This is a genomic window from Porphyromonas sp. COT-108 OH1349, assembly GCF_000768755.1.
GTDB classification, from domain to species: Bacteria; Bacteroidota; Bacteroidia; order Bacteroidales; family Porphyromonadaceae; genus Porphyromonas_A; species Porphyromonas_A canoris.
This window is the reverse complement of sequence record NZ_JRAH01000034.1, coordinates 226584-242523: the sequence shown is the minus strand read 5'-3', so window position 1 is coordinate 242523 and position 15940 is coordinate 226584. Positions and strand designations below refer to the sequence as shown.

The following is a 15940-nucleotide window of genomic DNA, read 5'->3' as shown; positions in this document are numbered from 1 at the left end:
TATGACGATGTTTAACATAAACAGATATGCTACCCCCCGTTTGGTAGCGGAAGCCATAACAGACTTGCTAAGGCAAAAGTATCTGGAACACAAGGTGCACTCGCCTGAAGAACCCTATACGATAGCTCTAAGCGGAGGGTCTACTCCACTCTCTCTTCTCCACTACTGGGAAGAGAGAGTAGAGATGCTCCGGGAAATGGATGTACATTTTTTCTGGGTGGACGAGCGAATGGTTTCTTATGACTCCAATGAGAGCAACTACGGAGAGGCTGCCAGAGCTTTCTTTGACCGCTCCGGCATATCCCCTAATCGCATTCATCCCATAACCCCATCCTCTCTGACGGCAGACTCTGCACAAGAATACTCCGAGCAGCTAAGCCGATTTTCCAGCCAATATCAGAAGAAAAAGGCAATAGACTTTCTGCTATTGGGGATTGGTGGTGATGGGCATACCTCCTCGCTTTTCCCCGGACAAGAGGATTCCTATTCGGTCGAGCGGCTTTTTATAGCCTCTATCAATCCTCAAACAAAAGTGGAAAGAGTAGCTTTGAGTATGTATGGCATTCTTCACGAATCGGATACCATCCTCTTTCACTTGCTTGGAGAGAAGAAGAGAGAGATACTTCAAGAAGTTTTGAGCAGTACTGCCCCATCCCACGAAGAGTCGCTTTTACCCTCCGCTTATGTTATTGCACATGCTCAAAAGCCGGTGGATATTTATACCGACATCTCTGTGTAAAAGCTCTCTCAAAGAAAATCACTACCTTGTCTCAATACTAAAACCATATCACTGCACCTACCAATGGATGCAAACCTTCATACTTCACGCTACTTCAAACGAGATCTGAGTTGGTTGTCGTTCAATAAACGCGTGCTCTTGGAAGCAGAAGATACCGATCTCCCTATCTATGAAAGACTCAAGTTTTTAGGGATCTTCTGTTCCAATCTTCAAGAATTTTATCAGGTTCGAGTAGCAAATGCAAGAGCTGCCATAGAGAATAGAAAACAGAGCGACTTCACTCAAGAAGAGGCTCTGGATACATTTGTCCAAGTGATGAAAGAGGTCTCTTCTCAAGAAGATCTCTTTTACGATATTCTCTATAACAGGGTTATCCCAGACCTTAGTGCACAGGGAGTGGATCTCATCACGGATATCAATGTCTTGACGGATGCGGAGCGTGAATATCTCTACCAATACTGCATCATGGAGGTTTATCCGCACCTCTCCCCTATTTTCCTGGATCCGGATCATGCCAATCCATTTGTACGAGACAACCGTCTCTACCTTGCTATAAATGCTGTTAAGAAGAAAAAAGAGGGAGAAAAGGTAGAAGATCACTACATCATCAAGCTCCCGTTCGACAAAGCAAACAGATTTGTGCCTATTCCACCGGAGATACGCCAAATCAAAGATGGCAAGAGATCTCCCTATGCCTACGTTTTTCTGGAAGACGTTATACGTACAGGCATACACTATCTGCTGCCCAACTATGAGAAGATAGATGCTTATGCCTACCGAATATCTCGTGACGTGGATGTTGTCATCACCGAAAATATTCATGGCAAAGACCTTGCCCAGAGGGTGAAAAGCATTCTCAGCCAAAGGCAACGCGGAGCTGTTTCCCGCTGTCTGTACGACCGCCGTATGCCTCATACACTATTGGATAAGATCATGAAGCTGAGCTATGTCAAGGAAGACCTGCTCATTCCGAGCGATACCTACATTATGCTCTCGGATCTTCTTCAGCTACCCAATCCGATAGGCTCGGAATATGCACGACGGTACCCGGAACCCATTGCGTGGCATCCGGAGATACCGAGAGACGAGTCCATGATCCGATACATCATAGAGCACAACCTTACAACAACTCTTTACGCTCCATATCAGTCTTTCAGAAACTTTATCCAGCTGTTGCATGCGGCTGCCACTTCTCCGGATGTGGAAGAGATAAAACTGACTCAGTATAGAGTGGCAGAAGATTCCGAAGTGATAGAAAAAATGACTCTGGCGGCTCTGAACGGAAAAAAGGTTACGGTCTTTGTCGAACTAAAGGCAAGATTCGATGAAGCCAATAATCTCATCACAAGCGAAGTCTTACAAAGAGCCGGAGTAAAGGTGGTATACAGTCTTCCCAAACTGAAAGTACACGCCAAAACGTGCCTGATCCGACTAAAAAGCGATCCCGATACGGTTAAAGGTTTGGCATGTTTCAGTACCGGAAACTTTAACGAAGATACCGCAGCCATCTACTCCGATCTGACCTACATAACCCCTCATCCGGAGTTGGTAAAAGATCTTGTCTCTCTCTTCAAATACGTTGAGTCCGAAGTGAAGACCCTACCAATGTTCCGACATCTATTGGTTCCCGGATGTGGACTTGTAGAGACACTGAATGCTCTTATAAATAGAGAGATAGAGGAAGCAAAGGCAGGAAGAAAAGCGCACATAATACTCAAGCTGAATGCTTTGCAGGATCAATCCATGATAGAAAAGCTATACGAAGCATCCGAAGCAGGCGTTGAGATAGACCTTGCCGTAAGGGGTATCTGCTGTGCCATCCCAAATCAGCCTTTCAGCAAGAATATTCGTGTTACACGCACCATAGATATGTATCTTGAACACACCAGATTATGGTACTTCTATCATGGTGGTAAGGAGAGCATCTACATCGCTTCTGCCGATTGGATGAAGCGTAACCTTTACAAGCGCATAGAGTATGCAGCACCGATCCTGCACCCCGATATTAAAGCGCTGGCTAAGGATATACTCATGCTGCAGCTTCAGGCAAACAAAAACACTTACGAGGTAGATGAAAATCTCGAAAACCGACCAAGACTTGGCTCTTCCTCACAAAAGATAAGATTGCAAGAGGAGCTTTACAAGGTTGTTCGCTCTCACTCGGAAAAGAAAGCATAACAGACTGCTTCTTGCGACACTTTCGGCATCGGAAGTTCTACATACCAATCCCCCCTTGAATGCCATAGCTCAAACATTCAAGGGGGGATTTTTATCATCGTGAACCTATTGAAAAAGTGTGTCGATAAGGGTAAGAAAATCCGTTGAACCCGATAAATATCATAAATCAAGAGTTGATTGGTAGCACTCAAACTTCGATTTCCAAAAGTCAAGGCTTGGGCGATACAATTCAAGCTTTGATTTGTGGAAATCAAAGCTTGAACTGCGAATCCAAATCCGTTTAGAAGATATTCCGAACGGCTTCAGGCAAACTTTTATACGGCTATATAGAAACATTACACCCTCCAAATCTGCAAAGGCAACACTTTTGTGCCCGAAAACAGATATGGAGGGTGTATAAATTGTATAGAAAAAAGAAGCCGGATTAGATCGCTGCATCCAAAGCTGCAATCCACTTATCCATTCTGGCATCGCTTTCTTCCGGATAGTTTACTTCGTCCAAGCAAAGTCCGACAAGCTTGCCATCTCTTTCTGCCTTTGAATCTGTATAGCTATATCCTTCAGGAGCATAAGCACCAACAAATGTAGCACCTGTGCCTTGAAGCTCATCGTAAAGAAGACCAATAGCATCACAGAAAGTAGTATCGTAGCTATCTCCGTCTCCACAACCGAAGAATGCTACCTTCTTACCGGGAACGTGAGATTTTAGTTTTTCGATAAAGTCGATCCAGTCATCTTGAAGTTCACCATCACCCCAAGTGCTGGAACCAAGAATAAGCACGTCGTAAGCATCAGCTGCAGCAGCATCTGCGCTGGCAACGTTATGTACATCGCTTTGAGAAACATTTAGTCTGTCTGCTACACGAACTGCAACATCTTCTGTTGTTCCGGTAGAAGAACCGAAGAATATACCAATATTAGCCATAATGAATGTTGATAAAATAGGTTGTTAACTTTTTATTTTTAGGGCTTTTTCCCTTTGGTGCAAATGTAAGAGTAAGGATGCACACCCACAATACCAAAATATAGGTATTATATGAGCTTTTATGCCGGATATGTGAGGTAAAATACCCCTCCGTACGGGACATCTTTGGCAAAAGCTTCTTGAGCGGTTTCGCAAATGCTGCAAATAAGGAAAAGCGATCTTAATGTCCCTCCGTGAGCAACGATCAAGAGCTGTTTCACGCCCTCTTTTAGATAATGATTTATAACCTCTTCCACCCTATCTCTAAGCTGTGAAAAAGACTCTCCACTCGGGCATATCGTATTCTCATAATCCCGGAACCACTCTTTCCCCTCTTTTGTCTCATAAATGCTGTTCCATGTCTTCCCTTCCCATGCACCGAAATTGAGCTCCATGAGTCTTGAGTCCGTAGAAAACAAAAGTCCTAATCTGGAAGCAAGAGCCGTGCAACGGGAAGACGGGCTGGATATTGCCTTGTATATCCCGACATCATCGGGCAATAGCCTCCGGACTGCTTCGGCTTCTTCATCGAACTTGTCGGATATCCCGACATCAAGATGCCCGTAACAGACACCGGACGGAACATTTACAGAGGTATGTCTTATGGCCAATATATTCATGGTTATACCCAGACAAGAGTAGTGGCAAGAGCAAAAGATAGATAGACAATCAACTCTCCTATCTGCTGTACAGCCCCTAAAACATCTCCCGTATATCCTCCTATTTTTCTTTCCGTATAGCTCTTGAGAGTTAGAGCAAAAGCTGTATCAAGGAGAAGAACAAGGAGTGCAACTTTCCATGAAATCAGAAAAAGAGGTGTGAGTCCGAATATGGAGGCAACCACAAGTGTCGTCGGAGTGATGCCATTACGGGTATGCTCTGCCTTGCCATGCTCTTCCTCTTTCCTTACATACCTGGACGAACGGATATAAAACGTGGAAAGAAGCCTGCTGCTGGCATGAGAAGCCATGAAAAGATAGAGCCAAAGCAGAGGAGGGTATGGATATAAAGAGACAAACTTAAACAGGTGCAGAAAGATAAGAGCAATGATACCATACGCTCCTATCGAGCTGTCTTTCATGATAGATAAGATGCGCTCTTTTGTCCGTCCCGCTCCGAAACCATCGAAAAAATCGGAAAGGCCATCCTCATGAAAAGCTCCGGTGAAAAATGGGAAAAAGGCAAGACCAAAGAGCAATGCAAGTTCATTCGGAAGGATATACGACAATAAAAAAGTGATACTTCCCCCTAAAGCTCCTATCAGGAGTCCTATTAGAGGAAAGTATCTAAAAGATTTATTCAAACTCTCTGCCTTATATTCCACACTCCTAAGCGGAGTTCGAGTGTAGAACATCAGTGCATGAAGAAAATAGTCTATCTCTTTGCGTATCATGAACGTAAGTTCTCAGGCGTCTCTCTGTATCGCTCCACCTCATAAACTTCAGCTTCATCGAAAGATGCCATGTTATTAAGAAAAACGAGGGCAGACTGTATGATAGGATAAGCTATGGCTGCTCCCGTACCCTCTCCCAAGCGCAAGTCCAAACGGAGTACCGGCTCCCCTTTCATGTGGGCAAGCATTACTTGATGCCCCTGCTCCTTGGATGCGTGCGAGAAGATCACATTATCTATGATGCCATGATCTATTTCAAAGGCAGAAAGAAAGCCGGATGAGGTTATAAAACCATCGGCTATAATCACCATTCCCAATCTTTTGGCCTCCAACACTGCTCCTGCAATAGCAGCAATCTCTAAGCCGCCATACGTGGCAAGAGCTTCTAATGGGGTGGAAACTTTATGCTTGGCATAGGTACGCTTCAGAATATTCAGTTTGTGCTCTACTCCTTTTGCATCCAATCCTGCTCCCGGTCCCACGCAGATTTCCAAAGGAGCACCGGTGAAGTGATGCAGAAGAAGAGAAGCAGGAGAGGTGTTGGCAATACCCATTTCTCCAAATCCTATCACATTGCATCCTCGCTCATGCTCCATGCGAACATATTTTGCACCGACCTCCATCGCTTTCCGGCAAGTCTCTATACTCATGGCTGGGGCGTGGAGAATATTTTCCGTTCCCCTTGCAATCTTCTCTCGTGCCACGTTCAGACCCTCAGCGAAGTCATAATCGACACCTACATCCACAACAGTGAGATTGAATCCGTGTTGTTTGCAAAAGACATTGATCCCGGCTCCTCCACGAAGAAAGTTGAGAACCATCTGCCATGTCATCTCTCTTGGACAGGGACTCACCCCTTCTCGTTCTATGCCGTGATCTGCGGCAAAGACTATCATTGCCGGATTTTTCAGCTCCGGCGTTAATGTTTTTTGGATAGATCCTATCTTGAAAGCCAGTCTTTCCAAAACACCAAGCGATCCTATGGGCTTGGTTCGAGTGTCTATCTTCCGTTGTAGTTGTTGTTGAAAGTTCATTTTCTCTTACTTTAGTCTTAACGGTATGCCCGATATCATACAATATGCTTCGTCTGCCAAACCGGCGATATACTGGTTAATCCATCCCTGCAAATCGGTAAAATGTCTGGAAGATTGGTCAGGAGCGTGTAGCCCCATCCCTATTTCATTGCTTACAACAATGAGTGTAAACTGCTGTTCTATAAACTTATTCCACTCTTCTTTGGCTTGTTCGAGAGAGCTTTGGAGAGCATATCCATTGGCATGATAGATGTTTGTGAGCCACAATGTAACACAGTCGAGCAACACTACTTTCCCGGAAAGATCGTGCTTGCTAATCTCTATCTCCTCCTCTATATTCGTCCAATGCGGTCCTCTATCCTGCTGATGTCTTCGGATACGCTCTCTGAAGTCATCGTCCCAAACATGTGCCGTGGCAAGATAGACAGGATACGGAGAGAGTAGCTCCGCTGTCTGTTGAGCGAAGCTACTCTTTCCCGATCTTTGTCCACCTGATATATAGATGATCTTACGCATCATCTCTTCCATTCCAAACCAACTCTAAGCGTTGCAAGGAAATTCCTTCCCGGCATATAGTATTGGTCTTTGAATGCGTAGTTTTCATTGAAAAGGTTGTTCACTTGGAACTGCAACCCAATCATTCTGTTAAAGTCCGCTCTTAAAGAAAGGTCTGTAACAAGATGTGGAGGTGTTTCTATCACTTTGTCTTTCGCAACATAACCATCCTTTTCGATAAATGCTTCCGCAGCATGTTTAGCGAAAGATTGCTCGTATCTTGAGCCTCCGTATCTTGTATTAAGACGTGCAGACAAGAATCTGTACTTGAAATAGATTCCGGCATTAAGGTTTGTGTTTGCAACATACAAGGCAGCTTTCCAAACATCAGCCTCCTTTACTCTGTTTTTGAACAGATAAGTTCCTTTTGCATAAAGCTCAAGATTGAGAGAAGGACTCATCAATTTTCCAAAATCTATAGAAGCCAATGCTTCCAATCCTTGCATTTCCCCGGCTTTCGCATTGATATAGAAGTTTTCAGGACGAGAGGTATCCTTTATGATCTTTCCGTTATAAAGCGTGTAGAAGTAATTCAAGTCTATATTGATAAAGCTGTTTCCATAACCAAAACCACCTTCAAATGTATGAGAAGTTTCAGGTTTAAGATTTGGATTGCCTACATACTTGTAATTTCCCCATGGAGTTTTTATTTCGTAAAAACCACTTGTGTAAAGAGGGTCCGGTACATAGAAAGCATTTCCGTAAGAGCCATGGAAATTGAGACCATTATCCATAACATACTTTATGCCCGCAGAAGGATTGGCATAGAAGTGGTTGTCATCCTTCTTTTCATTTGCAAGAAGTTTGTTGGCATAAGTTGTAGAACGTAAACCATTAGCTCTCGCACCTAAATTGAATGTTAGTCCTTCATTCGTGTATGTTACTTGCCCATATCCGCTAATACGTAGAGAGGAGTTGTCCGGCTTATATGGAGCAACAGGTTTACCCGCTGCCTCTTGACGTTCAGAGCTATACTTATACATGTCATAATCTACTCCGAACAGAACATTCCAATCGGAAATAGTCAGGTTGTCCGATAATTTAAGTCCGTAACTCTTGATATCATCACGGAAGTTCAGGAAGTTATCTTTTCCTTCCAGTTTTTCGTAAAATCCTGAATTCTCTACTGCAAAGTATGGAGATATAGAAAGATTGTGAGATCCCAATCTCCATTCAACATTTCCTTGTACGTTGGATCTCTTTGCCTGCTTGAGAGAAGGATAGGTTGCAGGATAAGCTCCCGGACTATCTATGCCATCCGCATTGTAAAACATTCCGGTGATTCCGGCTTTAAGGTCTTCCGTAAAGTCGTAGCTCAACTTACCCATCAACTGCAAGTGATCTATCTTGGTGTGGGGATACGGCTTGTTATAAGAATCTTTATTGACAGTAGCTTTTTGTCCGGCTGTCAAAGAAAGCATGTGCTTATCTCCTATCTTATAATCATCCTTCTGAGCATCACTCTGTACACCTAATACAACTCCAAGTTTATCGTATTTTGCTGCATAGTGTGCATCAATAGTATGATGCTTGAAGCTACCATAGCTAACGCCTAAACCAAGTTCTGATGTAGGCATAGCCTTTTTGGTTATGACATTTATTATACCTCCCATAGCGTCTGTACCATAAAGCACGGCATAAGGTCCTCTTATGACTTCCACTCGTTCGATAAGAGAAACCGGAATGGTAGAGACATTTGTTGTTCCTGAAGGCAGACCATCTATCATAATTAAAGTATAAGCTCTTGCATGGGCAGTTGGTGAAAAACCTCTCATACCTATACTCGAACTTGCTCCGGGATATTTAATCATATCCACGTTAGTAAATCTGGATAGCAATTCTCCCAGATCTTTTGCCACCGTAGAGGCTAACTGTTCCTGTGTTATAATCTCTACTCTTTGAGGGATATTCTTTAGAGGAATGTTAGTCTTTGTAGAAGTAACCACTACGTCTCCTATTTGTAATGGATCTTTCTTAGATTCTTGAGCATATCCCAATGTTGCAAGAGCAACAAGAGAGCATGTAAGTAATAACTTTTTCATGTTTGATATAATGTAAATGTTTAACTTCTTTATTAGTGTTTGTGTATCTTACAGCATAGAGACAATGCAGACAAATATGAAGACCGGAACAGAAACCATTATAAGAGAATCTATCCGATCCAATATTCCTCCGTGTCCGGGCATTATACTGCCACTATCCTTGACATTGTATGTCCTTTTCAGCAGGGATTCAAACAGATCTCCCAACGTTGCAAGTATGGATACCAAAAGAGCAAGAATAAGCCATTGCAAAAAGGAAAGTACTCCCGGAAACAGGAAGTAGAAGCCGATAGAAAACAGAAGAGTAAAAAGGACTCCGCCCATAAACCCTTCCCACGTTTTCTTAGGAGAGATACGTTCGAATAACTTCGTTTTTCCCATCAGACTTCCTACCAGAAATGCTCCTGTATCATTTATCCAAATGAATACAAACATCGGCAATAGCCAGAAAGTATGACTCATCCAAGTCGGGATATTCTCGGGTAATATCAGAGTGCTATCCACACACAACCTATGCACTACCGCTAAAGGAATTATACAATAAGCATGTGCAGCAAAAGCATAAGCCACTTCTCTTATCGGACTCTTTCTGTTTCGGAATAATTCTGCCAATATGTAGAAAAACACATAAGCCGTATAAGGAAGAGAGAATATAATTTTCTCCTTTTGGTCCAAAGGCTCTACTCCACTTGTCGTAACGATAAAAAAGAGCAAAAGTCCCATTAGCGAATGCCATATTTTAAGGAACAAACGATCCCTGTTTATGGAGACAATGGACTGGAACTCAAAGATTCCCAAAGAACCCATAGCTGCCAATAGTGCCCCCGTTAAGTATGGAGAGTTTGAAAAAATAGCTCCGAGTATCAGAACTACATATATAGAACCATAAATGGTACGCTGTACGAAATTGGACTTTATCATAATCAAGCAGAATACCTTAATAGGGTATCTGAAAACAAATTTAACTATAATATTTTAATCTATAGGGATGACATAAAACTCTGCAATAAGAGGATTATGATCACTTACACCTTCTTTGTTCTCCACTTTTGAGAGATAGGCCTTAAGGTTTCCACTATAAAAAATGTGATCTATACGGAACCAAAAGAACCTCTCATTGTAAGTAAACCCAAATCCCGAACCGGCATCCTTGTATGCATCTCTCATATCGGATCGCATTGTTTTATAGGTGTAAGACATCGGAGTATCGTTCATATCTCCACAGACAAAGGAGTACGCCGGAGCATACAATAAGGAGAGCGAATCTACTGTCTGTTTTACCACGCCTGCTGCAAATGCTCGCGTTTCAAGTTTAGGTCCCAACTTTTCTCTCAATCCGGAGTAGATACGGGGAATATTCAATAGCGGTTCTTTCTTTATCCACCCTTTAATGGTCTGCTTGTCCCGTTGTGTAAGACGATAAGACTCCATGTGGTTATTGACCACCATAATCTTCTCGCCATCACGATGCTTCAACATATAGGAGCAAGAGCTGTTACCATCTGCCGGGTAACGGATCGGGATCTGTTTTATTATCGGATACTTGCTCAGCAAAACCAATCCCTGAGAGTGAGATTCATAGTCCACATGTTCATGAATATAGGGATACTCCTTGCCAAAACTCTTTTTCAGAAGAGCCGTATTCTTCTCTAAGTTTGAGTTAAATATGGCTTCCTGCAAACAGACAATATCTGCATCCGAACTATTGATGAACTTAATGGCGGTCTCTCCATTCTTAGACTTTCCCTTAAAGCTCTTCACATTGTAGGTCATCACCTTTATCACATCCGCATCTTGAGGTGCTTTATCTGTTCCGAATCTTACCGGGCAATATGCCAAACTGTATGGTATGGCAAAAAGGAGCAAGACAGAGTATATGCCAAACAAGAGCCAGCGTCTTCTCAAAAGGTAAAACAAGAAAAAGAGCAGTAGGAGAAAGAACCATACCGGATACGAAAGATTGAAAAAAGCAGGCAGTACGGTAATCTTCGGAGAGATATAAGGAGCAAGAAGAGCTATTGCAAATGCCGGTATGAACAGAGCATTTACAACGCCCTCAATAGTGAGAGTAAGATGCTTAAATATTTTATAGCGACGCTTCATCTCTTTATGCCATCTTTCCGAATAAGTTGTTTTCTTTGAGATCCGGACAGAGAAGTATATCCGGACTCATGTATCTGTTTTTTCATATCTGTTCTATCTGCTTCTCCTTTTGTCAAGGAGTAGATAAATATCTTCTTCTTTCCAAAAATAATTCCCAGTATGAGAGCTCCCAGATGGACAATATGTCCGGCACTATTGCCTTGCAAAAGCAGTCCGAGAATGATTGCGATACCAAGAAATGCAAACAGGTAAAAAGGAAACCCTTTATAACACCCCAGCACACTGCCGAAAGCCAACAAAGCCAAGCCGGATGCACCACTAAGAGAGCCCATCCATTGAGGGATTAAAATGGTTGTAGCAGTGAAAAGAAAGAGAGGAAACAGAAATGCAAAAACGGTATATAAAACGGGACGAAAGATGTAAACCTTCTTATCTCCGAAGAGAGAAAAAAGTACAACCCCGGTAAACAACAAGATATTACTGCCCAAATGCAAGAAGGTCTTGTGAAAAAAAGGATACGACAATAAGGTCCATGGTGCATCTGCCACCGATGTAAGTGCGGGAGTAAACAGAAGATCCCCGGAAATAGGAAGCAACCAAAAGAGTACAGACAGTGTACACATACCGGCACACCACCAAAAGAGTGGCAGATGTCCTCGTTGTTGTCTGATATTAACCACGTCTACTGTTTAGTAATAAACCTCTTTCCCGTGTTTTCTGCGCCAGATAAGTATAAGGATGAGACCAAACAACATCCCTCCCAGGTGTGCAAAGTGAGCGACATTATCCCCTGCTCCCGGATGGATACCGGCAAACAGTTCTATAAGTCCATATCCTATCATCATATATTTTGCCTTGATAGGTATGGGTATGAACATGATATACATGGGGACATTAGGGAAGGTCATACCAAAGGCAAGCAGTATTCCGAATATGGCACCACTTGCTCCCACGGTTATAAACTGGTCTAAATAACCGGAAGAAAGGAATATACTATACTCCGAGTATCCTGTAAGAGTGAGATACCAAACGATCTGTTGCACAATGCCGGCACCAATCCCTGTGAAGAGGTAAAAGAATAAAAACTTCTTTCCACCCCATATTCTCTCCAGACTTGGTCCGAACATCGCCAAGGCAAACATATTAAAGAATATATGAGAAAACCCTGAAGCATCATGCATGAACATATATGTGAAAGGTTGCCACAGCTTAAAACTCTCTGTTGGGAAGTAGTGCAAACCAAGTAGATAAGTGAGATCCCAGCCCAGCCTTGAAAGGATGAACATGGAAACCCAAGCCAAAGCATTTATGATCACAAGGTTTTTTGTAACGGGAGGAAAATGACTTAAAGGGTTCATTGTGCATTTATAATGATATAGATTTTATAATAACCGAGATACTCAGTAGGCTTCTCTGTACTTAGCTTCGTCTTTGTCTTCCAAGATACTCAGATAGCTTCGAAATCTCGACTCTGAAATATGCCCTTCTTCCACAGCTACATTTACGGCACATCCGGGTTCGTGAGTGTGTGTACAGTTGGAAAAACGACAAGATTTCGACACTTGGAAGATTTCCGGGAAGAAATGTCCCACCTCTTTAGGGTCAAAATCCAACGTTCCAAACCCCTTTATCCCCGGCGTATCTATCAGAAAAGAGTCCGGCTCATCCGGCAAATCTATCATGGTAGAATAGGTTGTCGTATGCACACCGGCAAGGTGAGTGGAAGAGATAGACGCTGTCCGTAAGGAAGCGGTAGGCACAAGAGCGTTTATGATAGAGCTTTTCCCCACTCCGGACTGACCGGACAGGAGTGTTACCCCTCTGCTTACATACTGTCGAAGGGTCTCCATTCCCTCATTCTCGATAGCAGAGACAGAGAAGCACCTGTACCCTATCTCCTCGTACATTTTACAGAGCTGTCCGAGCATCTGTTGCTCTTCATCGCTGTAAAGGTCTATCTTATTGAAGACCAAAGCAGCTTCCACACCATAAGCCTCGGCTGTTGCCAAAAATCGGTCTATGAATGTAAGCGGTGTTTCCGGATAGTTTATCGTAACGATGAGCAATGCCCTATCCAGATTGGCTCCTATTATATGTGCCTCTTTGGAAAGGTTGATGCTCCGACGGATGATATAGTTTTTCCGGGGCAGTATCTCAGTAATAAAGCAACAAAGATCCGCCTTACCACTTGAAGACTCTCCGTAACCTTCGGGAATGGAAAACCGCACCCTATCACCGATGGCAATAGGATTGGTTGTCCTTATCCCCTTTATCTTGAAGCGTCCTTTCAGTCTGCACGGATAATCTTTTCCCTCACTGCGAACAGTGTACTCATTACCCGGATTTCCTATAACAATTCCTGTCTGTAGCGATGTCATCTACTATCCACAAAACAAAGGAGCAGAGCTTTTCTCTTCTCTTAAATAGTAAGTATCTCCTTCTCTTTAGCTGCGTAGAGTTCGTCTATCTTTTGTACAAACTTATCGTGGATCTTCTGCACTTTTGCTTCTGCATCCTTACCCATGTCTTCGGCAAGACCGTTCTTCACCATCTTTTTAAGCTGGTCTATTGCATCTCTTCTGGCATTTCGAACACTCACTTTAGCAGTTTCCGCTTCATGCTTGCTCTGCTTGGCGAGCTGCTTACGTCTCTCTTCTGTAAGAGGAGGAATACCGATGCGGATAAGCTCTCCGTTATTTTCCGGAGTGATTCCAAGATCCGAATCTATGATTGCCTTTTCTATGTCCTTAATAATAGACTTCTCCCACGGAGTGATAAGAATAGTCTTGGCATCCGGAGTAGTAAGAGACGAGACATTGGCTAAAGGTGTCATGTTGCCATAGTACATCACCATGATACCGTCAAGAATTTTCACATTTGCCTTACCTGCGCGAATACGTGCCAGCTGCTCATCTAAAAATGAAATGGCATCATTCATTAGAGTTTCTGCGTGCTCTATAACTACTTTAATATCTTCCATAAATTATTATACTTGTTTTTTGATGATTGTTTACTCTCTATTGTTGTTACTCCTTATCTATATAGACACGTGTACCGATATTTTCTCCGGAGAGAAGCTTGAACAGATTTCCAGGTGTATCCATATCGAATACCACGATAGGCATCTTGTTCTGCATACACATTGCCGTAGCCGTTACGTCCATTACCTTCAGATCTTTGGCTATAACATCCGAGTAGGATATCCGATCGAAACGAATAGCATCCGGATACTTTTCCGGGTCTTTGTCGTATATGCCATCCACTCTCGTTCCTTTAAGCATGGCATCCGCTTCCAACTCTATCGCTCGGAGAGACGAACCGGTATCTGTGGTAAAGAAAGGATTTCCGGTACCTGCCGCACAGATGACCACCCTACCGGCTTGAAGGGCTGCTATTGCTTTCCATTTATCGTAAAACTCCCCTATTGGTTCCATTCGGATGGCGGTATAGACCACATTATCCACTCCGTTTGCCGTCAGTGCAGAGCTTAGAGCCAAGCTATTGATACACGTGGCTAACATCCCCATCTGATCTCCTTTTACTCTATCGAAACCGGACTGAGTGGCTCCGGATAGACCTCTAAAGATGTTTCCTCCTCCTATTACTATTGCAATCTGAATACCCAAATCACGAGAGCGTTTTATCTCTTGTGCGTATGAATTTAGTCGGGAAGGGTCTATGCCATAGGACCGTGTCCCCATGAGACTTTCGCCACTGAGTTTCAATAAGACTCTCTTCATTTCCAATCTCTGCTAGGTATAATATTATTCGTATTTCTGTTATTCGGCAGAAGGAAGCACAAAAGCCACCTTCTCTATCCCTCAAAGATAAAGAATTTAGTTTAATACTCCGCATCCAAAATGGTTTATACCCTATTTCTACACGCTCCGGATTTTGCATCATGATGCTGTTTTCATGCTTGTAACGGAGGTGATTCAGAGATAGAACATTTTGGAAAAACATCTATTCTTTAACCCATCTGCCCCATATACATCTTAAAGACAGAGAAATGTTCATTTCCTAAGCTGCCTCCAAAAGAGTCTGAACCTGATTAGAAAAGATATTTACCGTATTTAGAGTTTGCTCTGAACGCAATCGGAAATTCAAATCAAGGCTTGCTCGCTCTCTTTCAAGATTGGATTTTCAAAAGTCAAGGCTTGACTTCCACAACTCAAAGCCTGATTTCGAGATTTTATAACGTTTGGCAAAAGATTTAATACCGAATACCGGATCTATTATATACGTTCAAAATCTCAAATACATTCCATAAAAGATCTCTCCGTTATTCGTTTTTTCTTTACATTTGTGCCATCAAACTAAAAGCGCAATCCGATGAAACACAGTTTTTCTACACTATTTCATCTTTGCCTGCTACTGCTTGCAGGCTCTTTTCTGATAAGCTCTTGTAAGGGAGAAGACCCCGATATCATCTTCGATTTCTATCCTCTCAACATAGAAATAGAAGTGGCAGATAAGGAGGGAAGAGATCTTTTGGATGCCAATACTCCGGGCAACCTGCTCTCTCAAGATGTTACCGCCACATTTTTAGGAAAGACTTTTAAGATGGGAGAAAGAATAGACCGACCGACTCCTGATGTTTTCCGAGCCTATATGCCTACATTTCATGGGCTGCTTATTGGGACAAACAAAAATGGACGTAAGGTTTTATATTTTGGAGAATTGGCAGGCGACAGTACGTTTGAATCGGAAAAGTTGGTGCTGAACTGGGGGAACGGCTGGCCGGAAGATGTAATAACCATCAACCAGAAAGCGCACAGGAAAAAGAATGATATAAAGGTAAAGAGGAGTTTTTATCTCAACGGCAAACAGGTTTCTCGTCCTATCAAGATCGTGAAAGGATAACAACCTCTCTGTCCGAAAGAAAAAAGGATTCGTACGGATGTGGTAAAACTACCACGCTGTACGAATCCT

At 42.8% G+C, this 15940-nt stretch carries 16 protein-coding genes; 3 read left to right on the top strand and 13 right to left on the bottom strand.

Annotated elements, in window-relative coordinates:
- The first annotated feature begins 1 nt into the window (after position 1).
- A complete protein-coding gene (gene pgl, locus JT26_RS08840; RefSeq protein WP_036848933.1) occupies positions 2–739 on the top strand; it encodes a 6-phosphogluconolactonase in 738 nt (245 codons plus the stop codon).
- 63 nt (positions 740–802) lie between these two features.
- Positions 803–2917: a polyphosphate kinase 1 gene (ppk1, locus tag JT26_RS08835; protein WP_036848932.1), complete on the top strand. Its 2115-nt coding sequence runs from the start codon at positions 803–805 to the stop codon at positions 2915–2917.
- A gap of 424 nt (positions 2918–3341) precedes the next feature.
- Here ppk1 and JT26_RS08830 read toward each other — a convergent pair whose 3' ends face one another.
- The 13 genes from JT26_RS08830 to pyrH form a co-directional block, all read right to left on the bottom strand.
- The gene (locus tag JT26_RS08830) at positions 3342–3842 is read right to left on the bottom strand and encodes a flavodoxin (RefSeq protein ID WP_036848931.1); all 501 of its coding nucleotides are present in this window, start codon (positions 3840–3842) and stop codon (positions 3342–3344) included.
- Between the two features lie 119 nt (positions 3843–3961).
- Positions 3962–4501: a histidine phosphatase family protein gene (locus JT26_RS08825; protein WP_036848930.1), complete on the bottom strand. Its 540-nt coding sequence runs from the start codon at positions 4499–4501 to the stop codon at positions 3962–3964.
- 2 nt (positions 4502–4503) lie between these two features.
- A complete protein-coding gene (cobS, locus tag JT26_RS08820; protein WP_036848928.1) occupies positions 4504–5274 on the bottom strand; it encodes an adenosylcobinamide-GDP ribazoletransferase in 771 nt (256 codons plus the stop codon).
- Positions 5271–6308, bottom strand: coding sequence for a nicotinate-nucleotide--dimethylbenzimidazole phosphoribosyltransferase (gene cobT / locus JT26_RS08815; RefSeq protein WP_036848926.1), 1038 nt, complete (start codon positions 6306–6308; stop codon positions 5271–5273). Before cobT ends, cobS begins: the two co-directional genes overlap by 4 nt.
- Before the next feature lie 6 nt (positions 6309–6314).
- On the bottom strand, positions 6315–6824 hold the full coding sequence (locus tag JT26_RS08810; RefSeq protein WP_200878510.1) for a bifunctional adenosylcobinamide kinase/adenosylcobinamide-phosphate guanylyltransferase: 510 nt from the start codon (positions 6822–6824) through the stop codon (positions 6315–6317).
- Positions 6824–8905, bottom strand: a complete 2082-nt coding sequence (locus tag JT26_RS08805; protein ID WP_036848922.1) for a TonB-dependent siderophore receptor — start codon at positions 8903–8905, stop codon at positions 6824–6826. Before JT26_RS08805 ends, JT26_RS08810 begins: the two co-directional genes overlap by 1 nt.
- 48 nt (positions 8906–8953) lie before the next feature.
- Positions 8954–9826, bottom strand: a complete 873-nt coding sequence (locus JT26_RS08800; RefSeq protein WP_036848920.1) for a phosphatidate cytidylyltransferase — start codon at positions 9824–9826, stop codon at positions 8954–8956.
- A gap of 54 nt (positions 9827–9880) precedes the next feature.
- Positions 9881–11008: an endonuclease/exonuclease/phosphatase family protein gene (locus JT26_RS08795; RefSeq protein ID WP_052110489.1), complete on the bottom strand. Its 1128-nt coding sequence runs from the start codon at positions 11006–11008 to the stop codon at positions 9881–9883.
- A complete protein-coding gene (locus JT26_RS08790) occupies positions 11005–11688 on the bottom strand; it encodes a rhomboid family intramembrane serine protease (protein WP_036848918.1) in 684 nt (227 codons plus the stop codon). The genes JT26_RS08795 and JT26_RS08790 overlap by 4 nt, the downstream gene beginning before the upstream one ends.
- 9 nt (positions 11689–11697) lie before the next feature.
- Positions 11698–12366 (bottom strand): rhomboid family intramembrane serine protease, encoded by a 669-nt coding sequence (locus JT26_RS08785; RefSeq protein WP_036848916.1) that lies wholly within the window; start codon positions 12364–12366, stop codon positions 11698–11700.
- A 42-nt stretch (positions 12367–12408) separates the two neighbouring features.
- Complete coding sequence (rsgA, locus tag JT26_RS08780) at positions 12409–13386, bottom strand: ribosome small subunit-dependent GTPase A (protein WP_036848914.1); 978 nt, start codon at positions 13384–13386, stop codon at positions 12409–12411.
- Between the two features lie 41 nt (positions 13387–13427).
- A complete protein-coding gene (gene frr / locus JT26_RS08775) occupies positions 13428–13988 on the bottom strand; it encodes a ribosome recycling factor (protein ID WP_036792226.1) in 561 nt (186 codons plus the stop codon).
- A 46-nt stretch (positions 13989–14034) separates the two neighbouring features.
- Positions 14035–14748, bottom strand: coding sequence for a UMP kinase (gene pyrH / locus JT26_RS08770; RefSeq protein ID WP_036848912.1), 714 nt, complete (start codon positions 14746–14748; stop codon positions 14035–14037).
- Between the two features lie 592 nt (positions 14749–15340).
- On the opposite strand from pyrH, the gene JT26_RS08765 reads away from it, so the two are divergent.
- Positions 15341–15871: a hypothetical protein gene (locus JT26_RS08765; RefSeq protein ID WP_036848909.1), complete on the top strand. Its 531-nt coding sequence runs from the start codon at positions 15341–15343 to the stop codon at positions 15869–15871.
- Positions 15872–15940: the final 69 nt, after the last annotated feature.